23 protein-coding genes are annotated in these 22,921 nt (G+C 59.7%); 18 read left to right on the top strand and 5 right to left on the bottom strand.

Features of this window, described 5'->3' with window-relative positions; all coding sequences use genetic code 11:
* Positions 1-288: 288 nt before the first annotated feature.
* Together L1071_RS12710 and L1071_RS12705 are read left to right on the top strand one after the other, a co-directional pair.
* A complete protein-coding gene (locus tag L1071_RS12710) occupies positions 289-1,878 on the top strand; it encodes a peptide chain release factor 3 (RefSeq protein WP_246975416.1) in 1,590 nt (529 codons plus the stop codon).
* Positions 1,879-1,940: 62 nt separating this feature from the next.
* On the top strand, positions 1,941-2,720 hold the full coding sequence (locus L1071_RS12705; RefSeq protein WP_246975414.1) for a TatD family hydrolase: 780 nt from the start codon (positions 1,941-1,943) through the stop codon (positions 2,718-2,720).
* On the opposite strand, the gene ygfZ is transcribed toward L1071_RS12705, so the two are convergent.
* A complete protein-coding gene (gene ygfZ / locus L1071_RS12700; RefSeq protein WP_246975412.1) occupies positions 2,711-3,757 on the bottom strand; it encodes a CAF17-like 4Fe-4S cluster assembly/insertion protein YgfZ in 1,047 nt (348 codons plus the stop codon). The genes L1071_RS12705 and ygfZ overlap by 10 nt on opposite strands.
* A gap of 159 nt (positions 3,758-3,916) precedes the next feature.
* On the opposite strand from ygfZ, the gene L1071_RS12695 reads away from it, so the two are divergent.
* From L1071_RS12695 to L1071_RS12670, 6 genes are all read left to right on the top strand, one after another.
* The gene (locus L1071_RS12695; RefSeq protein WP_246975410.1) at positions 3,917-4,108 is read left to right on the top strand and encodes a hypothetical protein; all 192 of its coding nucleotides are present in this window, start codon (positions 3,917-3,919) and stop codon (positions 4,106-4,108) included.
* 19 nt (positions 4,109-4,127) lie between these two features.
* Positions 4,128-4,529, top strand: coding sequence for an OsmC family protein (locus tag L1071_RS12690; protein ID WP_246975408.1), 402 nt, complete (start codon positions 4,128-4,130; stop codon positions 4,527-4,529).
* A 54-nt stretch (positions 4,530-4,583) separates the two neighbouring features.
* Positions 4,584-6,614: an excinuclease ABC subunit UvrB gene (gene uvrB / locus L1071_RS12685; protein WP_246975406.1), complete on the top strand. Its 2,031-nt coding sequence runs from the start codon at positions 4,584-4,586 to the stop codon at positions 6,612-6,614.
* A gap of 190 nt (positions 6,615-6,804) precedes the next feature.
* Positions 6,805-8,310, top strand: coding sequence for a fumarate hydratase (locus L1071_RS12680; RefSeq protein ID WP_246975404.1), 1,506 nt, complete (start codon positions 6,805-6,807; stop codon positions 8,308-8,310).
* An 89-nt stretch (positions 8,311-8,399) separates the two neighbouring features.
* Entirely contained in the window at positions 8,400-9,824 is a 1,425-nt protein-coding gene (cls, locus tag L1071_RS12675) for a cardiolipin synthase (protein WP_246975402.1), read from the top strand.
* An 83-nt stretch (positions 9,825-9,907) separates the two neighbouring features.
* Positions 9,908-10,825: a LysR substrate-binding domain-containing protein gene (locus L1071_RS12670; RefSeq protein ID WP_246975400.1), complete on the top strand. Its 918-nt coding sequence runs from the start codon at positions 9,908-9,910 to the stop codon at positions 10,823-10,825.
* A gap of 20 nt (positions 10,826-10,845) precedes the next feature.
* Here L1071_RS12670 and L1071_RS12665 read toward each other — a convergent pair whose 3' ends face one another.
* Complete coding sequence (locus tag L1071_RS12665; protein ID WP_246975398.1) at positions 10,846-11,949, bottom strand: bifunctional nicotinamide-nucleotide adenylyltransferase/Nudix hydroxylase; 1,104 nt, start codon at positions 11,947-11,949, stop codon at positions 10,846-10,848.
* 140 nt (positions 11,950-12,089) lie between these two features.
* Here L1071_RS12665 and L1071_RS12660 point away from each other — a divergent pair, with 140 nt between their 5' ends.
* A complete protein-coding gene (locus L1071_RS12660) occupies positions 12,090-13,049 on the top strand; it encodes a YihY/virulence factor BrkB family protein (protein ID WP_246975396.1) in 960 nt (319 codons plus the stop codon).
* Entirely contained in the window at positions 13,042-13,314 is a 273-nt protein-coding gene (locus L1071_RS12655; RefSeq protein ID WP_246975394.1) for an acylphosphatase, read from the top strand. The genes L1071_RS12660 and L1071_RS12655 overlap by 8 nt, the downstream gene beginning before the upstream one ends.
* 52 nt (positions 13,315-13,366) lie before the next feature.
* On the opposite strand, the gene L1071_RS12650 is transcribed toward L1071_RS12655, so the two are convergent.
* From L1071_RS12650 to L1071_RS12640, 3 genes are read right to left on the bottom strand one after another with little or no spacing between them, the layout of a single operon-like run.
* Positions 13,367-14,311 carry a nucleoside hydrolase gene (locus L1071_RS12650; RefSeq protein WP_246975392.1) on the bottom strand — a complete coding sequence of 315 codons (945 nt, stop codon included), beginning with the start codon at positions 14,309-14,311 and terminating at the stop codon, positions 13,367-13,369.
* A gap of 53 nt (positions 14,312-14,364) precedes the next feature.
* Entirely contained in the window at positions 14,365-15,285 is a 921-nt protein-coding gene (locus L1071_RS12645) for a ribokinase (protein ID WP_246975391.1), read from the bottom strand.
* 28 nt (positions 15,286-15,313) lie between these two features.
* Complete coding sequence (locus L1071_RS12640; RefSeq protein WP_246975389.1) at positions 15,314-16,255, bottom strand: NAD(P)-dependent oxidoreductase; 942 nt, start codon at positions 16,253-16,255, stop codon at positions 15,314-15,316.
* A gap of 218 nt (positions 16,256-16,473) precedes the next feature.
* On the opposite strand from L1071_RS12640, the gene L1071_RS12635 reads away from it, so the two are divergent.
* From L1071_RS12635 to tolQ, 8 genes are all read left to right on the top strand, one after another.
* Complete coding sequence (locus tag L1071_RS12635) at positions 16,474-16,731, top strand: FmdB family zinc ribbon protein (protein ID WP_246898261.1); 258 nt, start codon at positions 16,474-16,476, stop codon at positions 16,729-16,731.
* Positions 16,732-16,797: 66 nt separating this feature from the next.
* The gene (gene aspS, locus L1071_RS12630) at positions 16,798-18,582 is read left to right on the top strand and encodes an aspartate--tRNA ligase (RefSeq protein WP_246975387.1); all 1,785 of its coding nucleotides are present in this window, start codon (positions 16,798-16,800) and stop codon (positions 18,580-18,582) included.
* 101 nt (positions 18,583-18,683) lie between these two features.
* Positions 18,684-19,433, top strand: a complete 750-nt coding sequence (locus tag L1071_RS12625) for a YebC/PmpR family DNA-binding transcriptional regulator (protein WP_246975385.1) — start codon at positions 18,684-18,686, stop codon at positions 19,431-19,433.
* 61 nt (positions 19,434-19,494) lie between these two features.
* Entirely contained in the window at positions 19,495-20,034 is a 540-nt protein-coding gene (gene ruvC / locus L1071_RS12620; RefSeq protein ID WP_246975384.1) for a crossover junction endodeoxyribonuclease RuvC, read from the top strand.
* Positions 20,035-20,113: 79 nt separating this feature from the next.
* Positions 20,114-20,728 carry a Holliday junction branch migration protein RuvA gene (gene ruvA / locus L1071_RS12615; RefSeq protein ID WP_246898256.1) on the top strand — a complete coding sequence of 205 codons (615 nt, stop codon included), beginning with the start codon at positions 20,114-20,116 and terminating at the stop codon, positions 20,726-20,728.
* A gap of 9 nt (positions 20,729-20,737) precedes the next feature.
* On the top strand, positions 20,738-21,793 hold the full coding sequence (ruvB, locus tag L1071_RS12610; RefSeq protein WP_246975382.1) for a Holliday junction branch migration DNA helicase RuvB: 1,056 nt from the start codon (positions 20,738-20,740) through the stop codon (positions 21,791-21,793).
* A complete protein-coding gene (gene ybgC, locus L1071_RS12605; protein WP_246975380.1) occupies positions 21,790-22,185 on the top strand; it encodes a tol-pal system-associated acyl-CoA thioesterase in 396 nt (131 codons plus the stop codon). The genes ruvB and ybgC overlap by 4 nt, the downstream gene beginning before the upstream one ends.
* Before the next feature lie 51 nt (positions 22,186-22,236).
* Complete coding sequence (gene tolQ, locus L1071_RS12600; RefSeq protein ID WP_281504585.1) at positions 22,237-22,914, top strand: protein TolQ; 678 nt, start codon at positions 22,237-22,239, stop codon at positions 22,912-22,914.
* Positions 22,915-22,921: the final 7 nt, after the last annotated feature.

Raw genomic sequence — 22,921 nt, 5'->3', positions numbered from 1 at the left:
CATTTATTTCGACACCCCCGGCCATTGGTCGGGGGTGTTGTCGTTTAGGGGCTTCCCCATGAAGAGCAGCGGAGCGCCGCCCGGCGGAAGGCCGCCCCGATCATCGTCAGGCATTTATTTCAGAACCCCCGCTTCGAATGAAGCGGGGGTTTTTTATGTCTAGGCCGTTAGCGTTTAGAAGCCTCTACCCACATGCACGTCTAAGCAGTACAATTCGCGGCAAGAATCCATTCTTTTCAGTCAGATGCTTTATCAGCATCGACTGCCGCAAATCAGCGAAGTATATCGATGTCAGATACTCAAGTGGCTAAAGAAGCAGAATTACGCCGGACCTTCGCCATCATCTCGCACCCCGACGCCGGCAAGACCACCATTACCGAAAAAATGCTGCTGTTCGGTAACGCGATTCAGCTCGCCGGCTCGGTCAAGAGCAAGCGCGATGAACGCCATGCGACGTCCGATTGGATGAAGATGGAGCAGGAGCGTGGCATCTCGGTGACGACTTCCGTGATGCAGTTCCCGTACAACGGACGGATCGTTAATCTGCTCGATACCCCTGGCCACGAAGACTTTTCCGAGGACACCTACCGCACACTGACGGCCGTGGATTCGGCGCTGATGGTGATCGATGGCGCCAAAGGGGTCGAGGACCGCACGATCAAATTGATGGACGTCTGTCGTTTGCGTACGACGCCAATCCTGACATTCATCAACAAGATGGATCGGGATATCCGTGATCCGGTCGAGGTGATGGATGAAGTCGAAACGGTACTCAACATTCAGTGTGCACCTATGACGTGGCCGGTGGGGATGGGACGCCATTTTCGTGGTGTCTACCATCTCTACAATGATGTCATTCACCTTTACAAGCAGGGCCAGGGCAACCGGATTCCGGAAGATCTACGCATCGAAGGGCTCGATAGTCCCGAGGTCGAGGAAACTTTGGGTAAGGAGGCGGCGGAGGAATTGCGAGCGGAAGTCGAGTTGGTCCGCGGCGCGTCTCACACTTTCGATCTCGATGCCTATCGCCGTGGCGAATTGACCCCCGTGTATTTTGGAACGGCGATGGGGAATTTCGGTGTGCGTGAAATGCTCGATGGCTTCGTCGAATATGCGCCCTCACCGTTAGCGCGCGATACCGATAAGCGCACCGTAGAGGCAAGCGACGAGCGTTTCACCGGCTTCGTCTTCAAGATTCAGGCCAATATGGATCCCAAACACCGTGACCGAGTTGCCTTCCTGCGGGTGTGTTCAGGCAAGTACGACAAGAACATGAAGATGCGCCACGTGCGTATCGGCAAAGACGTCAAGATTGCCGACGCGCTGACTTTCATGGCCTCCGACCGCTCACATGTTGAAGAGGCCTGGCCCGGCGACATCATCGGCTTGCACAACCATGGCACTATTCAAATCGGCGATACGTTTACCCTGAATGAAGATATGCGCTTCACGGGTATCCCACACTTTGCGCCCGAGCTGTTCAAACGTGTGCGGTTGCGTGATCCGCTCAAGATGAAGGCCCTGCAAAAGGGACTGAAGCAACTCTCGGAGGAGGGCGCGACACAGGTGTTCATGCCGATGGACAACAACGACTTGATTGTCGGTGCCGTCGGGTCGCTGCAGTTCGATGTCGTCGCACATCGTCTGAAGCAGGAATACAAGGTCGACTGCCTTTATGAGCCGGTTAATGTTCAAACCGCGCGTTGGGTATATTGCAACGATGCCAAGATGCTCGATGAGCTAAAGCGCAAGGCCAGCATCAACCTTGCCTGGGATGGTGGAGACTATCTCACCTACCTGGCGCCGACGCGCGTCAATCTACAGATGACGCAAGAGCGTTGGCCGGATGTCGAATTCCGTGCTACGCGTGAACACTAACGCCTCGCTAGCGTTCCTGTCGCCGACGCATCTTCTCGACTGCGTCGGCGGGGAGACATACTATGCCCGCGACGCTGATCGATGCTCATTGTCATCTCGACTTCGATGTCTTCAATGAAGACCGCAACGCTGTACTGGCGCGTGCCGCCAACGCCGGAGTAGGGCATTACATCATCCCTGGCACGACGCGTGCACGTTGGCCTCAGGTGGCCGATCTTGGGCAACGTCCGGAGATCAGCGTTTGCTATGGGCTGCACCCTTACTTTCTTCAGACACACGCGGCTGAAGATGCCGACGCGCTTGAAGCTCAGCTCGACGCTCATCCGGATACCGTCGCCGTCGGTGAATGCGGCATCGATGCGCGTTTGGGTGATCTCAATCGTCAGTGGCAGCTTTTCGATGCGCAATTGCGTATCGCGAAACGTCGCCATCTGCCGGTCGTGATTCACTGCGTGCAAGCCAACGATCAGGTGGTCAAGCGCTTGCGTCAGCTCGCGTTGCCCGCCGGTGGCCTGATACACGCGTTCTCGGGAAGCCCGGAGCAAGCTCGGGGATTTCTGGCGTTGGGATTCGTCCTCGGGCTCGGTGGGGGCGCGACCTATACACGCGCCCAGCGCCTGCATCGTGCTATACGTTCGCTGCCCGACGATGGTTATGTGCTCGAGACCGATAGCCCCGACATGCCGCTTTCCGGCGCGCAGGGGGGCCGCAATGAGCCATCCGAGGTTCATGCTGTCTGCAAAACGGTGGCTGAGCTGCGGGGGCAGTCCTACGACATGGTGGCGACGCAGAGCACCGCCACCGCACGCCGCCTATTCGGATTGGTGCCACATCAGGCCTGAAGGGACATGCTTTCCGGATCGACACGCTCGATTGCATAGGGCAACGTCAGGCGCTCGAGAGGCACGCCATCGATGTTGAGCTCGCGGGGTTCGTCGCGCTGGGTGATGATAGCGAGTACCTCGGCTTTTCCATCTGCGTTCAGGGCGGCGCACACGACGTCGCCTTGAGACTTGCCGTTAGCGTCGTGCACGGGCGTGCCCGGCGCTGGTAACGTGGCGTTTTCCGACTGAGCACGCAGCAGACGCTTTTTGACCTGGCCACGGAAATGCGCCCGCGCGACCACTTCTTGTCCGGTGTAGCAGCCTTTGCGAAAACTGATTCCGCCCAACGCTTCCCAATTGATCATCTGGGGGAGATAACTGTCACGCTGCGTCTCGCCCAGCCAGGCGAGACCGGCCTGGATGTCCTGCAAACGCCATACTGCGTTGCCGACGGGCGTTGCGAGGCTCTCGAGAGCCTCCCATGCAGACAGGGCCGCGTCTTCTGGAGCGAGGATCATGAAGCGAGGAATCGGGCCTGGATGGCGCAAGATGACCGCTGCATCGTTTTGAGCCATGGCCCATGTGTCAGGGGCAGTGACATTGAGTTGCGCCTCGACTTGAGCAACTGCGTCGTCGCCCAGCACACCGAATATCCGCGTCGCCGGCTGCGTGATCTCGACCTTGTAAAAGGGGGCGTATTTCGCAAGATGCGTGTGCAGCGGATCGGCCACGCCGATATCCAGCACGAGCCAATAGCGTGTCTCGTCCACGCGCATCAATTGGCCGTTGGCCAGCACGCGTCCTTTGGGAGAGCAAAATGCCGTCAAAGGCGCGAACTGACCATCGGCAAGCGCCACCTGGGCGCTGGTCTGGCCCTGAAGAAAACGTTCGGCATCGGGACCGGCAATTTCCATGATCGAGTACTGCGGCAACGGCGCAATTGCCGTGGACGACAAGGGCACGCGCGCCTGGGACACGGCCTCGCCGAAGTGCCACTCATTCTCCGCAGCGCGCACTAGCCCTTGCGTTTCAAGATGCCTGATCCAATCGTTCATGGAATAACTCCGTATCGCGAACGCGACGGTCACTCGACCGTATTCAAATGTCACTCATGAATATCAGGGCGGGTAAGGGATTTTCCAACCATCGCGGCGCTGCTGTTGTGCCATGATAAACTCTCTCCGTCATACACATGAATGGATGGAGAAAGCTCCATGGCGCATATAGCACTCACCTTCGAGCAGGTCGACAGTGCCGAGGATGTCAATCGCATCACCACGGCTCTGATGGAAATGGACGGCGTCGAAGAAGCCGAAGTTGGCCGTCATGGCGCCGAAGTGGAAGGGCGCGTGCGGCGCGAGGCATTGCTGCGGACCGTCCATGCGTTGGGATACAAGGCACACTGATTGCCATAGAGAGGGAACCATGACGATCACAGTCATTACGCAGCGCGATGGATCACTTCGTCAGCAGGCGACGGTGAGGGAGTTTGCGGCGTTGGCGGTGGATGCTCCAAGAGAGGTGGGCGGAGATGAAAGCGCTCCTGATCCGCACGACTATTTCGATCTGTCGCTCGGTGCGTGCAAGGCCATGACGGCCTTGATGTACGCACGGCGCAAGCATTTGCCCGTGGAAACGATCACCGCGACCGTCGAGCGCGATGCTAGCGATGAAGCGCGTGGTCATTACCGTCTTACCGTGACCCTGGCGTTTCAGGGCATCGATAACCCCGAGACGCTGAATCGTCTGCTCGAGATTGCCGATCGCTGCCCGATACAGCGACTGATGACCGTCAGCGACGTGGATATCACCACGCGCCCGGCCTGACCGCGAGTGCGGTCGAGGCTTGAATGGCCCATACCTCGCCCTTATGTGAGACTCATGAGCAAACCCTTTCGCATTCAGTCGCAATTCCAGCCTGCGGGCGATCAGCCGTCGGCTATCGAGGGCTTGATCCACGGCTTAAACGCTGGACTGGCGCATCAAACGCTGCTCGGGGTCACCGGGTCGGGGAAAACGTTCACCATGGCCAACGTGGTGGAGCGCCTGCAGCGTCCGACCATCGTCATGGCGCCGAACAAGACGCTGGCCGCCCAGCTTTACGGCGAGTTCAAGAGCTTCTTTCCCGATAACGCGGTCGAGTATTTCGTTTCGTATTACGACTACTATCAGCCGGAAGCCTATGTGCCGTCGTCGGACACCTTCATCGAGAAGGATGCTTCGGTCAACGACCATATCGAGCAGATGCGTCTCTCGGCGACCAAAGCGCTTCTGGAGCGCCGTGATTCGCTGATTGTGGTCTCCGTCTCGGCCATATACGGCTTGGGGGATCCCGATCAGTACCTGAAGATGCGTTTGCACTTCAACCGTGGCGAGCAGATCGATCAGCGCACCTTCCTGCGGCGTCTCGCCGAGCTGCAATATACCCGCAACGACATGGATTTCCGTCGCGGCACTTATCGCGTTCGTGGGGATGTCATCGATGTCTTCCCGGCGGATGCGGAAGACGAAGCGGTGAGAATAGAGCTATTCGACGACGAGATCGAGACTATCAGCCTGTTCGACCCGTTGACCGGTGAAGTGCGTGGCAAGGTGCCGCGCATGACGATTTATCCTAAAAGCCACTACGTGACGCCGCGCGAGACGATTCTCGGCGCCGTGGATGACATCAAAGCCGAGCTAGCCGAGCGGTTGGACTGGTTGCGCAAGAACGACAAGCTCGTCGAGGCCCAGCGTCTCGAGCAGCGTACGCTTTATGACATCGAAATGATGCTCGAACTGGGATATTGCAACGGCATCGAGAACTACTCGCGCTATCTCTCGGGGCGCGCGCCGGGCGAGGCACCCCCGACGTTCTTCGATTATCTGCCGGATGACGCACTGTTGTTCATCGACGAATCCCACGTCAGCGTTCCCCAGGTGGGCGGCATGTACAAGGGGGACCGTTCACGCAAGGAAACGTTGGTCGAGTATGGGTTCCGGCTACCCTCGGCGCTGGACAACCGTCCCATGAAGTTCGAAGAGTGGGAGCGCATCTGTCCGCAGGCCACCTTCGTTTCCGCGACGCCGGGCAAGTATGAGGCAGAACATGCCGGTCAGGTCGTCGAGCAGGTCGTGCGTCCCACCGGCTTGGTGGACCCTGAAATCGAAGTGCGGCCTGCGGGTACGCAGGTAGATGATCTGCTCTCCGAGATTCGGCTGCGTACCGACGTAGGGGAGCGCGTTCTGGTGACGACGCTGACCAAACGCATGGCCGAGGATCTCACTGAGTATCTCGGCGAGCATGATATCCGGGTCCGTTACTTGCACTCCGATATCGAAACTGTCGAGCGCATAGAGATCATTCGCGATCTGCGGCTGGGGAAATTCGACGTACTCGTAGGCATCAACTTGCTGCGTGAAGGTCTCGATATTCCTGAAGTATCGCTGGTGGCGATTCTCGATGCCGACAAGGAAGGCTTCCTGCGCGCCGAACGCTCACTGGTCCAGACGATCGGGCGTGCGGCGCGTAACGCCCACGGTAAGGCGATTCTCTACGGTGATCGGATCACGGATTCGATGCGTCGAGCGATGGATGAAACTGAGCGCCGGCGTGATAAGCAGATCGCCTTCAATGAAGAGCATGGCATCACGCCCAAGACAGTGACGAAGTCGGTCGCCGATATCATGGAAGGGGCGCAGACCCCGGGCAAGAAGGTCGGGAACAAGCGCCCCGACAAACGCGTTGCCGAAGCTCCGGGTGACTATAGTGCCGAGCAACTCAATCAGATGGATGCTTCGGGCCTATCCCGGGAAATCGGTAAGCTCGAGGACGCCATGCATGAAGCGGCACAAAACCTGGAGTTCGAAGAAGCCACACGCCTACGCGATCAATTGCAAACCTTGAAGGCTCGCTTAATTGAGTTAGGCTAACACCAATATTTATACCGTTATCTTTGTGTTGGGAAAAAACACAACCAATAAAAAAGCATCATATGAATAGACTTTGGGCGATCACCTCAGGCGTGATCGCCCATTTTCGGTATAATCATGCGTTTATATTTCTCGCGATGTTTCCTGACGGTATCTCGCGGGGTGTTGCCCATAATAAGGAGCCTTTTTCATGACCGTGATACGCCAGGATGATGTAATCCAAAGCGTGGCCGATGCCTTGCAGTTTATTTCCTACTATCATCCCAAAGACTTCATCGACGCCATGCACGAGGCGTATCAACGTGAAGAAAATCCCGCCGCTCGTGATGCCATCGCTCAGATCCTGATCAACTCACGCATGTGTGCCGAAGGCCATCGGCCGATCTGTCAGGATACAGGCATCGTGACAGTATTCGTCGAGATCGGTATGAACGTCCGCTGGGAGGCTGATATGAGCCTCGACGACATGATCAACGAGGGCGTCCGCCAAGCCTACAAGCTTCCCGACAATGTGCTGCGCGCTTCGGTGCTGGCCGATCCCGACGGCAAGCGTCAGAATACCGGCGACAATACGCCAGCCGTCATCCATCACAAGCTGGTCCCCGGTGACAAGGTCGAGGTTCACGTCGCGGCAAAAGGGGGTGGCAGCGAGGCCAAGTCCAAGTTCGCGATGCTCAATCCTTCCGACAATGTGGCCGAATGGGTTCTGGAGCAGTTGCCCAAGATGGGAGCAGGGTGGTGCCCGCCAGGCATGCTGGGCATCGGCATTGGCGGCACCGCCGAAAAGGCCATGGAACTCGCCAAGGAAGCCTTGCTCGATCCCATCGACATCCAGGATCTTAAGGCACGTGGTGCCGAGAATCGTGCCGAGGAATTGCGTCTCGAGCTCTTTGAGCATGTCAATCGCACCGGCATCGGCGCGCAAGGGCTGGGCGGGCTGACGACCGTGCTCGATATCAAGGTCAAGGACTATCCTACCCACGCCGCCAACAAGCCGGTCGCGATCATTCCCAACTGTGCGGCCACGCGTCACGTGCATTTCACGCTGGATGGCAGCGGCACGGCATCGCTCCCCGCCCCGAAGCTGGAAGACTGGCCGCAAATTACCCGTGAAGCGGGTGACAACGTCAAGCGGGTGAACCTGGACACCGTCACGGCTGAAGAGGCGGCTTCCTGGCAGCCGGGCGATACGCTGCTGCTCAATGGCAAGCTACTGACCGGCCGTGATGCCGCGCACAAGCGCATGGTCGATATGCTGGCCAAAGGCGAATCATTGCCCGTCGATCTGCGGGGACGCTTCATCTATTACGTCGGCCCCGTCGATCCGGTGGGCGATGAAGTCGTCGGCCCTGCCGGCCCCACGACCGCCACACGCATGGACAAGTTCACGCGCACCATGCTCGAGCAGACAGGCCTTCAGGGGATGGTCGGCAAAGCCGAACGGGGGCCGATGGCAATCGAGGCGATCCGCGACAACAAAGCCGTTTATCTGATGGCGGTCGGGGGCGCTGCATACCTGGTGGCGCAAGCGATCAAGAAGTCTCGCGTAGTCGCCTTCGAGGATCTCGGCATGGAAGCGATCTATGAGTTCGATGTCGAAGACATGCCGGTAACCGTCGCCGTCGACAGCCAAGGCGAATCGGTCCATCAGATCGGTCCGGCGAAATGGAAAGAGATCATCGCCGCGAGTGCATGATCATGCGATGATCGTTGCTTCAGGCCCCGTTGACACGGGGCCTGATTTTTAGCCAGCGAGTGCTTCGAAGGTTTCAGGGAGAAGCCGACATGACATCCGGACTGATCGGTATCCTGATCGTAACGATCCATGTGCTGGGCGCGTTGTCCGCCATCATGGCATTGATGTCGAGCCGTACCTCGCAAGGGGCGGTCGCCTGGATCGTCACGCTATTGACCTTTCCCTATCTGGCCGTTCCTATCTACTGGGTCTTCGGTCGCCCGCGTTTTTACGGATACACCTCCGCCCGCGGTGAACGCGACACCGTACTACGCCAGGTGCTATTGCGTTTCAGGCCTCGTCTCGAACCTTTCTTTTCCCGTCCCTCGTTTGACACCACGCGTATTCAGGCCGTGGAGCGCCTGGCCATGATGCCAATGAGCACGGGAAATCGCGCCGAGCTGCTCATCGATGGGGACGAAACCTTTCAGAGTTTACTGGGGGGAATCGATGCCGCACGCGAATATATTCTCGTGCAGTTCTTCATTTTCCGCGCCGATGAAATCGGCACCTTGTTCAAGCAGCACTTGATGCGTCGGGCAGAGCAAGGGGTAAGGGTTTGTCTACTCTACGATGAAATCGGCAGTCGCAGTTTACCCAATGATTACTTGCGCGAGTTATCGGAAGCTGGCGTCGAAGTGACGGCCTTCAACTCGTCGCGTGGCTGGCGGCACCGTTTCCAAATCAATTTCCGCAATCATCGCAAGATTCTGGTCGTCGATGGCCGCGAAGGATGGACCGGCGGCTTCAACGTGGCCGATGAATATCTAGGGCGGGTGGCGCGCTATGGCCCCTGGCGCGACACCCACCTCAAGCTCACCGGGCCGAGCGTCATGGGGTTGCAGGAAGCCTTCTGGGAGGACTGGTACTGGGCCACCGACGAGATCCTGTCGCTGAACTGGGAGCCGTCGATCACCTGCGAGGAGTGCCAACATGTGGTGATCGTGCCATCCGGGCCGGCCGATAACTGCGAGACGGCAAGTCTGCTGATTCAGCATGTCATCCACGGAGCCCATGAGCGACTGTGGGTGACCAGCCCGTACTTCGTCCCCGACCAGGGAGTACAAGATGCCTTGAAGCTTGCCGCATTGCGAGGGGTCGATGTGCGCGTGATGATTCCCGAGCGTCCCGATCACTTGCTGGTCTTCCTCTCCGCGTTTTCCTTCTTGCCCGAGATGATTCGCCACGGCGTACGTATCTTTCGCTATCAGCCGGGGTTCCTGCACCAGAAAGTCGTCTTGGTCGATGACGAGACGGCGCTGGTCGGATCGGTCAATCTCGATAACCGCTCGTTCCGGCTCAACTTCGAGATTACCGCGTATGTCCCCGATGCGTCGTTCGCCGGCCAAGTCGAGGACATGCTGCGCCGGGATTTTGCGGTCTGTCGAGAGGTGTCACTGGAAGAGCTCAACAATCGCCCCATCTGGCGTAAGCTCGTCTCTCGGGCGGCGTACCTGCTAGCGCCCATACAATGACACCCGCAGCGTGCCAGGGCACAACCGTCTATGCCATGCTTTGCGTCTTTCGTACATTTACTACGTGACTACCAGGAGTGCCGGTGAATCTTGAAACCAAGTGGCTCGAAGATTTCGTGGCCCTCGCCAATACACGCAGCTTTTCCGCGTCGGCGAGACAACGTCACGTCACCCAGCCCGCTTTCAGCCGACGCATCCGCTCCCTGGAACAAGCCGTGGGCACTACCTTGGTCGATCGGTCCACGACGCCTATTGGGCTGACACCGGAAGGGCAGTTATTCCTGGTCACAGCACGCAGCATGGTCGAGCAGTTGAGCGAATGTCTCGCTCACTTGCGTGGCCTATCGATGGCCAACGAAGCGCTCGATATCGTCGCCGCGCACTCACTGGCGTTAACGTTTTTCCCGCGTTGGATTTCGCGCTTACAAAAGGGCGTGGGTGAACTTCCGACGCGGCTGGTGGCCATGAACGTCGGGGATGCCATTCACGTGTTGCGCGAAGGCAACTGTGACCTGATGCTGGCGTATTATGACCCCTATGCCAGCATGCAGCTCGACGGCGAGGCCTTCCCTTCATTTTCTATCGGTCAGGTCAAAATGCTGCCGGTGTGCGTGCCTAACGCCGACGGCACCCCACGCTTTGCGCTGAACGACGAGGCAGGCATCCCGTTTCTCGCCTATACCCAAGGCGCCTTTCTAGGACGTAGCGTGCGCATGCTGCTCAAGAACGACCCGCTACGTATGCGCCTCAAGACCGTCTATGAGACTGCCATGGCGGAAGGCCTCAAGGGCATGGCCCTACAAGGGGTCGGCATGGCATGGATCCCCGATTTCTGCATACGCGAAGAACTCGCCGCAGGACGCTTGGTCCGCGCGGGAGACGCGCAGTGGGATATTCCCTTGGAGATTCGCCTGTACCGGTGTTCGCTGGTGCACAAGCCCGGCGTCGAGAAACTCTGGCGGCAGATGATGAAGCTACCGCGCGATTTTCTGCAGGCATGAATACCTGACAGCGAGTCGCGTCACGGCGTCGCCATCCCGGCCGGCAAGCCTAGAAAGTTCTGAATGATGAAGAAATGGTCCTCGAACAACGCCTCGGGATCGAGATCAGCCAACGCCACCCAATGGGCTTGCTCGCCACTGCGCGAAGGTTTGAGCTGGGGGAGTTGCTGTTCGGGCCGTAGGGCAAAATAGAAAGCCTGTGCCAGAGTTCGGCCACGCCAGCTGCGGTGAGGCTCATCGAACAAGCGCTGACCGCGTAGCGAGCCTTTGAGCACAGCTTCGGGAATCTTCAAGCGTACCCGCTCACGCAGCTCGCGCAGGCAGGCATCCAACAAACGTTCCTGAGACTGAATGAAGCCTCCCGGCAAGGCGAGCAGTCCCTTGCCGGGCGCCGCTCGACGCTCGACCAGCAGCACATGCCCGGATTGCACCACGACGGCATCGACGGTCACGAACACCGGCGGATAGGGCGCCTGCGCCCAGGCTTCACGATACCGCTCGAGTAGATGCTGCTCTTCCCACAATTGCGCGCATTCAGGCGTTTCGAGAAAGCGTCGCAGCACGTCACGGACCGGCGCCGATAAACCGCTGCTTTCCTCGTGCGCCAAGTAATCGCCTGCCAATGCCGGTTGACCGAACAACGCCTCGCGAATTCGACTGGCCGAGACATCGCTGACCAGTGGGACGCTGACCGACTCCCATTGCGGAAACAGCGTGAGGTAGTAACTCGACTGACCACGACTGGCGCCAATCAACCCGATCCGGGGTAACCGGCCCTGTTGGGGAACGACCACATCGCGCACCCGGCGCTGCACATCGCGTACCCAGACATCGTTGTTGTAGAGCGCATCCAGTAACGGCGTAATTTCGAGTCGCGCGTTATCCTCGACATCGAAGCATGCCCGCAACATGTCTCGACGCTCCTCGAAACGCCACGGATTGCGCAGCGAACGGGCCTGCCAGGCGGACCCCACCATGACGATCACCTGCCGTGCCTGCTGCAATGCCTCGCGGATGACAGTGATATGCCCCCGGTGCGGCGGCTGGAAACGCCCGATGAAGACTAAGCAATCGAAGGCATAGGGTGTATCGGAAGAGGGGAAGGATGTGGTGGCGTTGGACATGAAAGCTCCGTTGGCAGGGCCGAGCCATTATGGGCAGCCACACGGGGCTCTGCAATATAAGCAGTGGCCGGGGCATCTGCGCTATCCTGAAACCAAGCTACGTTGTGTTCGTCATTCATCATGTTCGACAAGGAGAGTCCGTGATTAATCTTTCGCCGCGCTATTGGTACCGAATCGTCGTCAATGCCACGACTTTGTGGCTTGAACACAATGCGTTCAGCTACGCGGGCTCCCTGGCGTTTTACACCCTGTTTTCACTGGCGCCGACGATCATCATCGCGGTCACCGTGATTGGGCTGGTACTGGGAGAAGACGCCGTGCGAGGCCAGATCGTAGCGCAGTTGCAAGACACCATGGGTCAAGACGCCGCCATGGCGATACAGCAAGCGGTGGCGCAGTCACGTATTGAAAGCTCCGGTATCTGGCCGACCTTTCTCGGCTTTGGCGCGCTGGTGGTGGGGGCCACGACCGTCTTCGCGCAGATGCAATTTTCCCTCAATACGCTGTGGGGCGTGACGGCGCGTCCCGATCGCAACGGGTTTTGGCTATTCATCAAGAAACGTCTGCTGTCGCTTACCGTGGTGTTGGCGGTGGGCTTCATCCTCATGGTGTCGTTGGTGCTGGGCGTGATGCTGCAAGCCTTTTTCAGGTATGCAAGCGACTGGCTACCGGGTGTCAACGCGCTCTTGGGCAGTGCCGAATTCCTGGTCTCGCTGGCGGTGATTGCGCTGTTTTTCGCCGCTATTTTCAAGGTATTGCCGGATGTCGTCGTCAGCTGGCGAGATGTTATGGTCGGCGCGATCGTAACGGCGGTGCTATTCGCGATTGGGCGTTACGCCATCGCCGCGTATCTCGCCTATACCGCTACGGCGTCGACATACGGCGCGGCGGGGTCGGTCGTTCTGGTATTGCTGTGGGTTTACTACAGTTCGCTGATTCTGCTGTATGGCGCCGCCTTCACTCGCACCCATCTCGAAGCGCGTGGTAAGCGTATCGTGCCGCGCAACTCTGCAGTCCTGGTCAAGCGTGAATTCGTTGATTCTTCGGGATATACGGCTTCCAGCGCGACGCCTGAAAGCAAAGGAGAGGGCCATGCATGAATATTGTCTCAAGGCGTGGGTCACCGGCCGTGTTCAAGGCGTTGGATTTCGCGCCGCGATACGCGATCAAGCGTTAAAGGAAGAACTCAAAGGGTATGCCCGGAACCTCGGCGACGGCCGTGTCGAAGTAATGCTGTGCGGCGAGCAGACGGCCGTCGACCGGGTCGTGCGCTGGTTATGGCACGGGCCGCCGGCGTCGCGCGTTACTCATGTCGAGTGCGAAAAAGTCGATGTCACGCCTCCGAGTACCTTCGAGCTCGGCTAAAACTCCCGCCGCCCCGTTCCGCTATGGGCAGAAAAGGCGGGGCAACGGGCTCTCAGCGGGTCAGTGTCTCGACGATCCAGTCCACGACGACCTCACCCTCGGCGTTCATACACACATCGACGAGCGGCGTGCGTGACCAACGGGGATCGATGAAAGCACGCTCTTGCGGCGCAAACAGCGTCTGGCCTTCGGCGTCCCCATCGGTGACGACATTCAAGTGTCCGCGCCTGGTGGTGAAGAGTTCCGGGCGCATCAGCCACGCCAAGGCACAGCTGTCGTGCGGGCAACAGCCATCGATATCCAGCGCGGTACGATAGAAGGCGCGATAGAACGCATAGCTGCCGGCCAGCACCTCGCCCAGCTTGCCTTGGGCGGCGGCGATCTTGTCCATTTGCGCGGGACCCAGCACGCAGCGATGCGTGGCATCCAGCCCCACCAGGGTCAGTGGCCAGCCCGCCGTCAATACGCGTGCCGCGGCATGCGGGTCATTGAAGATATTGGCCTCGGCGACGGGCGTGACGTTGCCACCCTCGCGAATCGACCCACCCATGACGACAACCTGTTTGACACGCTCGACGATGCCCGGATCGAGCTGCAGCGCAGCGGCCAAGTTGCCCAGCGGACCCACGGCGACCAGGGTGACCTCGCCGGGGCGGGCATTGATCTGCTCGACGATGAACTGCGGCGCACTGATCGTCTCGGCATGATGCGTCGGTACCGGCAAGGGATGATTGCCCAGCCCGTTATCGCCATGGATATGCGCCGGCGCCGGATGCTTGAGCTTGACCAGTGGCGCTGCGGCACCCTGTGCAACGGGGATGCGCTGGCCGGCGAGCTCGGCGAGCAGCAACGCATTGGTGGTAGCGGTATCGATATCGACATTGCCGTAGGTCGTGGTCATGCCGAGAAGTTCGATCTCGGGATGCGCCAGGGCGATGGCAATGGCTTGAGCGTCGTCTACGCCGGGATCGGTATCGAAAATCAGCGGAATGCCCATAAATGTCCTGTTTCAAATGATGTTCAAGTAACCAAAAGACGGTACCGCGAGAGTCAACGGCGCAAGCCATCGCGCGCCGACCAATCACGAGAGGTCGCTGCGACCTCGTTGGCAAGCGGGATGCTCGGCGCCGCGCCAGCGCGTTGCACGCACAAGGCCGCAGCAATGCTCGCTTCATGCAGGCACGTCTCGATGGGTTCGCTGCGTTGGCGTGCAGCCATGAAGTAACCGATGAAAGTATCGCCCGCCGCAGTCGTGTCCACGGCTTCAACAGGGAACGCCGGAAGTTCGAGGCGCTGGGCGCCATGCTGATAACGCACGCCATCACGTCCCAGCGTCAACACCAGCTCCACCTTGGGCAGCCGTCGAGAGAGAACCTCCATGAGTTCGTCGGCCCCGGCGTGTTCGTCGAGCCCCGCCAACGCCGCAGCTTCGCCACGATTGAGGAACAATATCTGGCACAGTTCGAGCGGTAGAGAGTGCACGTTGGCGCCGAGCGGCGCGGGATTGAAGGCGATACGCATGCCGTGGTGCGAGGCGAGGGCCATGACGTTTTCGAGCGCATTGCATTCGTTTTGCAGCAATAACCAATCGTCAGGACTGACCGAGGGCATCAAGGCATCGAGGTGACGTTCACTGAAGCCATGATTGGCGCCGGGATAGAGAATGATGGCGTTTTCAGCGTGATCGTCGACCTGAATGATGGCATGCCCGCTGGCATCGGCGGTAAGTTCGATGGCAGACGTATTGACGCCCGCCTGAGCAAGGATTTCCAGCACCCAGCGATCATTCTGAGATACACGTCCCCAATGCGTCACGTCACCGTCTGCTCGAGCCATGGCCAAGGATTGATTGGCGCCTTTACCGCCCAGCACCTGCGTGAGGCTCTGGCTGGATAATGTTTCGCCGGGGCGCACCAGATGGCTGACGCGGTAGACGTAATCGATATTGATGGAACCGTAGTTGTAAAGCATCCAAGCTCCCAGCCGTAAAAATCATGTATTAAGCGCGTGAAGCAAGCCATTGATGCAGGTTGTCGCGCGTCAGACTGACGACATTGGCGCGAGCTTCCGGCGAGATCCAAGCGCTGTGCGGGGTGACGATAAGGTTGAGCGCTTCATGCATGGCGCTAATCAGCGCATGCCCCTCACGCGGGGGTTCTTGAGGCAAGCTATCGACGCCGAGCCCGCCAAGCGAGCCGCCACGTAGCGCGTCCAACGCGGCGCTTTCGTCTATGATACCGCCGCGCGCGCAATTGAGCAGCAAGGCGCTGGGCTTGAAACGGGCCAGCATCTCGGCGTCGACGAGATGCCGTGTCTGCTCCGTCAACGGGCAGTGCAGGCTCAATACATCGAGCTCGCCCGCCAGCGAGGCGAGGGAAGGGCGCGAATCCTGCGCTTCGTTGCCGGGGCGTGCAGCAAAGGTGACGCGCATGCCGAAAGCCTCGGCCAACTGCGCCACGGCACGACCGAGTTCGCCATGGCCGACGATGACCAGATGTTTGTCGGCCAGTTGCAAGGTGCGATGATCGAGCAGGCAGAACAAGGCGCTATCGTTCCAGCGGCCGGCGGCGACATCGCGCATGTAAAGCGGTAGACGATTGGCCAGCGCAAGCATCAACATCAGGGTATGTTGCGCCACGCTCGCCGTGCCATAGGCGGAGACATTGCGCACCTCGATGCCCCGGGCCTGGGCAGTCTCCATGTCGATATTGTTGGTCCCCGTCGCCAACACGCAAATCAATTTAAGATCGGGCAGGGACGCGAGCAGGTCGCCATCCAGCACGACTTTGTTGGTGATGGCAATATCCGCGTTATCGAGACGCGCCTGGCGCTCATCGATGGCGGTATGCGCATGGACCTCAAGGCTGTCGACCGCCGCGTGCAGCGGCGAGAGATCAATATCGTCGCCGAGGCTGGCGGCATCGAGAATCACGGCTTTCATGCGACGTCCTTTTTCTTTTAACGAAGTGAAGTGGGACTGGCATCGTAGCGGCAAGCTACATGATATCGAGCCCCGATACGCTTGCCCGCTGGGTGGCGCAACGCGCTATAATGAGCGGCTTTCGGAAAAGGCTTGGAAAGTGCGATCTCCGGCCCTATATCCCTGCCACCGCGCGAGCGTCGCGCGGGCGCTTCTTGATGACTTGAATGGTGAGAACCATGCCCATCTACGAGTATGAGTGCAAGGCCTGCGGCCATCGCCTGGAAAAGCTGCAGAAAGTCAGCGCGGCAGCGTTGACCGATTGTCCACGCTGCGAGCGCGCAGAATTATCCCGCTTGGTCTCGGCGGCGGGCTTTCGCTTGGCCGGCGGCGGATGGTATGAAACCGACTTCAAATCGGGGCAAAAACGCAATCTCGCGGGAGAGGCCTCCGCGCCTTCCACGTCTACAGAGACTGGCGGCAAAACGCCCGCCTGACGTGTTCGGTGCCGTCCGGGCGGCGCCGAATCGCCCCATGAAATACGCAACGAAACAGGATAAGACATGCGCAGTCACTATTGCGGTCAATTGAACGAAACCCAGGTGGATCAGGAAGTCGCACTCTGCGGCTGGGTACATCGTCGTCGCGACCACGGGGGAGTGATCTTCCTTGATTTGCGCGACCGCGATGGTATCGCCCAAGTCGTGGTCGATCCCGATACTCCCGAGGCATTCGCCAATGCCGATCGTGCCCGCAACGAGTTTGTACTGCGCATTCGCGGACGCATTCGCCTGCGTCCCGACGGGACCCAGAATCCCAACATGCCCACCGGCATGATCGAAGTATTGGCATCAGACGTCGAAGTGCTCAACACGGCCGCCACGCCACCGTTCCAGCTCGACGAGCACGGCAAGGTCGGCGAGGAGACGCGTCTCAAGCATCGTTACATCGATCTGCGTCGCCCGGAGATGATCGACAAGCTGCGGTTGCGCTCGCGGATTACGCACAGCGTACGCGCGTATCTCGAAGGGCAAGGCTTTCTGGATATCGAGACGCCGATTCTGACGCGTGCCACCCCGGAAGGCGCTCGCGATTACCTGGTGCCGAGCCGCACGCATCCGGGTGAGTTCTTCGCCTTGCCGCAGTCACCGCAGCTGTTCAAGCAGCTATTGATGGTTTCGGGCTTCGACCGTTATTACCAGATCGCCAAGTGCTTCCGTGACGAAGACCTGCGCGCCGATCGCCAGCCCGAGTTCACACAGATCGACCTGGAAGCTTCGTTCGTCGAGGAAAGCGACATCATGTCATTGACCGAAGACATGATCCGTCAACTGTTCCAGGACGTGCTCGATGTCAGCCTGCCGGCATTCCCCAAGATGCCGTACAGCGAAGCGATGAACCGTTACGGTTCGGACAAGCCGGACTTGCGTATCCCGCTCGAGCTGGTCGATGTCAACGACCTGATGCGCGATGTCGACTTCAAGGTGTTCTCCGGCCCGGCCAAGTCCGATGATGGGCGCGTCGCGGCGCTCAAGGTCACCGGTGGTGCCAAGCTGTCACGCAAGGAAATCGACGCCTACACCGATTTCGTCAACATCTACGGTGCCAAAGGGCTGGCCTGGATTAAGGTCAACGAGCGCGCCAAGGGCATCGAAGGGCTACAGTCGCCCATCGTCAAGTTCATGGACGGCATCATCGAGCCGTTGCTCGACCGCGTGGGGGCCGAGGACGGCGACATCATCCTCTTCGGCGCCGACAAGGCCCGCACCGTCAATGAGGCGCTGGGCGCGTTGCGCGTCAAGCTCGGCGAGGATCTCAACCTTTATACCCAAGAATGGTCACCGTTGTGGGTCGTGGACTTTCCCATGTTCGAAGCCGACGATGCCGGCCGCCTGGCGGCCTTGCACCATCCGTTCACCGCGCCGTCGTGCTCGCCGGAAGCTCTCAAGGCAGAACCCGCCAATGCGTTGTCACGCGCCTACGATATGGTGCTCAACGGCACTGAACTGGGCGGTGGCTCGATCCGTATTCACGATCAAGCCATGCAGCGTACGGTCTTCGACGTGCTGGGTATCGGCGACGACGAAGCGGAGGAGAAGTTTGGCTTCCTGCTCGATGCTCTTCGCTTCGGCGCACCGCCGCATGGCGGACTGGCCTTCGGCCTCGACCGCCTGGTCATGCTGATGAGCGGCGCCAAGACCATTCGCGAAGTCATCGCCTTCCCCAAGACCCAGAGTGCCGCCTGTCTGATGACCGACGCGCCGGGCGAGGTTAGCGCCGAGCAGCTCAAGGAACTCAACATTCGTTTGCGCCAAAAGGCGCAGCAAGGTGGTGACGGCGAGACCTGACGAACGCCGCTGGTCCCACGTTCTTCTCGTTTTCCCGGCGTCGTCTCGGCGCCGGGTGTCCTGCAAACGCGAACGCCTGTTTTCCAAGGAGTGACGTCGATATGGCAGGCCATAGTAAATGGGCGAACATCAAGCACCGCAAGGCTGCCCAGGATGCCAAACGCGGCAAGATTTTCAGCAAGCTCATTCGTGAACTGACCGTTGCCTCCCGCCAGGGTGGCGGCGAGGTGGCGGATAACCCTCGCCTGCGCGCTGCCATCGACAAGGCGCTGGCCAACAACATGACCAAGGACACCATCCAGCGTGCCATCGAGCGCGGCGCCGGTAATGCCGATGGCGACGAGATGGAGGAAACCGTCTACGAAGGTTATGGTCCCGAAGGCGTCGCCGTGATGGTCGAGTGCATGACCGATAACCGCAATCGCACGGTTTCCGAAGTGCGCCACGCCTTCAGCAAGAACGGCGGTAATTTGGGTACATCCGGGTCCGTCGCTTTCATGTTCCATAAGCAAGGGCGTTTGACGCTGCCGGAGGGTACTTCCGAAGAGGCTGCCATGGAGGCCACGCTGGCCGCCGAACCCGAGGACATCGTCACTCAGGATGACGGTACGCTCGAGATCGTGACGTCCGTAGAGGACTTCGGTGCAGTCAAGGACGCGCTGGTCGAGGCGGGCATCGAGCCCACCGCAAGCGATGTCGGGTCTCATCCCGACAACTATTCCCCCATCGACGACGTCGACACGGCACGCAAGGTCCTCAAGTTGTTCGACATGCTCGAAGACCTCGACGACGTGCAGAATGTCTATTCCAACGCCGATTTCTCCGATGCCGTCATGGCGGAACTCGAGTGAGTGGCGTGATGCGAGTAAGGGACGTGACGCGAGTGAGTGGCGCCACGGAGATGATGAGCCGATGATCCTGCTGGGAATCGACCCCGGGTCGCGCATCACCGGTTATGGCGTCGTCGATGTCGCCTCGGCGACGCCACGTTACGTTGCCAGCGGCTGCATTCGCATCAAGAGCGATCAACTGGCCCAGAAGCTCGCCCAGGTGTATGCCGGCATTGCCGAGTTGATCGGCGTGCATCGTCCGCATGAAGTCGCCATCGAGCAAGTCTTCATGTCCAAGAATGCCGACTCCGCACTCAAGTTGGGGCAGGCACGCGGCACGGCCATCGTCTGCGCCGCCAATCATGGCCTCGAGGTCTTCGAGTACGCCCCCACCCAGATCAAGCAGGCCGTCACCGGTACCGGCGCGGCGACCAAGGATCAAGTACAGCATATGGTGACGGCTATTCTGGGGCTCGACGGTACGCCACAAGCCGATGCCGCCGACGCACTGGCCATCGCCCTGACGCATGCCTATGCCCGCCAGGGACCCTCGCTGTCAGCGGTCCGCGGGCGGCGGCGAAGCGGTTCCCGTCAGCGTTGGCGGGACTTTCGCCCCGACTGAGCACCGCTTGTCGAGTGCTGGTCAGTCGCGAAGCGGATCAGTATAGTGTCAACCCAGTCAATCGAAGGACTCGATGTGCATGATTGGACGCTTGCGTGGCACCCTGCTGGAAAAGCAACCGCCGTGGATCGTCGTCGACGTCGGCGGCGTCGGCTATGAGCTGGAGACTTCCATGACCACCTTGCTGGCATTGCCGGCGGTGGGCGAAGAGGTCCAGTTGCATACGCATATGGCGGTGCGCGAGGATGCGCATCTACTGTATGGCTTTGCTCGCGGCGAAGAACGCCAGTTGTTTCGTGCCCTGATCAAGGTCAACGGGGTAGGACCCAAGCTAGCTTTGGCGATTCTCTCCGGCATGGATCAGGAAGCCTTCATCCGCTGCGTCATGGAAGATGACAGCAAGGCGCTGACACGCCTCCCCGGAGTTGGTAAGAAAACCGCCGATCGCCTGGTCGTGGAGATGCGTGACCGCTTCCCCCATTGGCAGCTCGAGCAGGAAAACGCCCTGCATGCCCTTGAGCTGGGTGCCTCACCCGCAGCGCCTGCGGCCGATCCCTTCGCCGATGCGGAATCGGCCCTCGTCGCTCTGGGCTACAAACCCACCGAAGCCTCGCGCATGTTGTCCGGGCTGGACGAGAGCCTTTCCACTGAAGGCCTGATCAAAGCCGCCCTGACACGCAAGATGGCAGGCTAAGGACCGCGAATGATCGATACCGACCGCTTGATCGCGGCACAACCTCAGGGAAGCGAGGTGCACGTGGATCATGCCATCCGCCCGCAGCGGCTTGCCGAGTACATCGGTCAGCCCCGTGTGCGCGAGCAGATGGATATCTTCATCAGCGCGGCCCGTCAGCGCGGCGATAGCCTCGATCATACCCTGGTCTTCGGGCCGCCCGGCCTGGGCAAGACCACGCTGGCCAACATCATCGCCGCCGAGATGGACGTCGATATCAAATCCACCTCCGGTCCCGTGCTCGAGCGCGCCGGCGATCTCGCCGCCATGCTCACCAACCTGCAAGCCGGTGATGTGCTGTTCATCGACGAGATCCATCGCCTTCCCGCCTCGGTGGAAGAGGTGTTATATCCGGCGATGGAGGATTACCAGCTCGATATCATGATCGGCGAGGGCCCCGCCGCGCGTTCCATCAAGCTCGATCTACCGGCCTTTACGCTAGTCGGCGCCACCACGCGTGCGGGATTGCTCACGTCGCCACTACGCGATCGTTTCGGTATCGTACAGCGACTGGAATTCTACGCGGTCGACGAGTTGACCGAGATCGTCGTCCGCTCGGCGCATTTATTGGGGGTTGAGGCCGACCGTGACGGCGCGGCCGAGATAGCCCGCCGCGCACGCGGCACGCCACGCATCGCCAATCGCTTGCTGAGACGCGTGCGCGACTTCGCCGAAGTGCGCGGCGACGGTCGCCTGAATGAAGCGATTGCCGATCAAGCCCTCAACATGCTGCATGTCGACCGCCATGGGCTCGACCACATGGACCGGCGTCTTTTGATGGCCATGATCGAGAAGTTCGATGGCGGTCCGGTCGGTGTCGACAGCCTGGCGGCCGCCATCAGCGAGGAACGCGACACGATCGAGGATGTCCTAGAACCGTACCTGATCCAGCAGGGATTCATGATGCGTACCGCTCGCGGACGTGTGGTCACACGTCTGGCTTACGAACACTTCGGTCTGACGCCGAGCGATGCCGTCGTCGCGGCGCCGTCGCTTGACGACAAGCGGGTGGAGGGCGATGCATGAGCGACTTCACGCATTCGGTGAAAGTTTACATCGAAGACACTGATGCCGGCGGCATCGTCTATTACGTCAACTATCTCAAATACATGGAGCGGGCACGCAGCGAGTGGTTAAACCACCACGGCCTAACCCAGCGCGACTTGTTCGCACAGGGAATTCAACTGGTCGTGCATCATCTGGAATGCCGTTATGCCAAGCCTGCCCATCTCGACGACGAACTGCACATCACGTCGGATGTCGTCGAATCCACTGCCTGCCGTGCGACCTTCGCCCAGACAGTGACACGTCGCGGGGAACGACTGTGCGAGGCCCGGGTGGACATCGTCTGCCTCGAGGCTTCTCGGCTTAAACCCGTGCGTTGGCCGGATGCTCTGCAGCCACTGATGCACGGATAAACCAAGCGAAACGAACTCTCAAGCGACACGAGGATTGCCGTGAACGACTCCATGTCCATTCCGCATCTGATCATGAACGCCAGCCTGATCGTTCAACTGGTCATGCTCCTGCTCCTGGCGGCCTCGATAGCCTCATGGATCATCATTTTCCAACGCAGCATCGCGCTACGTCGCGCCGAAAAAGCGTATCGGGATTTCGAGGACCGCTTCTGGTCCGGCGTCGATCTCAATGAGCTCTATCGTGACCTGCCCGCCGAACAGGAATCGCTGGGTGCGGAGCACGTTTTCCGCTCCGGCTTTCGCGAATTCAACCGTCTGATGCCCAAGACTCAAAGCACCGATGCCGTGCTCGAGGGCGTGCAGCGAGGCCAACGCGTGGCACTGTCGCGTGAAGAAGACCGCCTCCAGTTGAACCTGACCTTCCTGGCCACGGTTGCCTCGGCAAGCCCTTATATCGGCCTTTTCGGCACCGTATGGGGCATCATGGGATCGTTTCAAAGCTTGTCGATGGCACAGCAGGCCACGCTTTCCACCGTGGCGCCCTGGATCGCGGAGGCCTTGGTCGCCACGGCCATGGGGCTGTTTGCCGCTATTCCTGCGGTGATCTTCTATAACCGACTGTCCGCCCATGCGGGACGCTTGCTCGGCAAATACGAGAACTTCGCCGAGGAATTCCACGCCATTCTGCACCGCAATCTGCAGGGGCGCAGCGAACGCGAGGCATCCTGAGGGAGGA

This window comes from Chromohalobacter sarecensis (genome assembly GCF_023061135.1).
GTDB lineage: Bacteria > Pseudomonadota > Gammaproteobacteria > Pseudomonadales > Halomonadaceae > Chromohalobacter > Chromohalobacter sarecensis.
The sequence above is the reverse complement of the archived record's forward strand: the minus strand, read 5'-3'. Positions and strand labels throughout refer to the sequence as shown.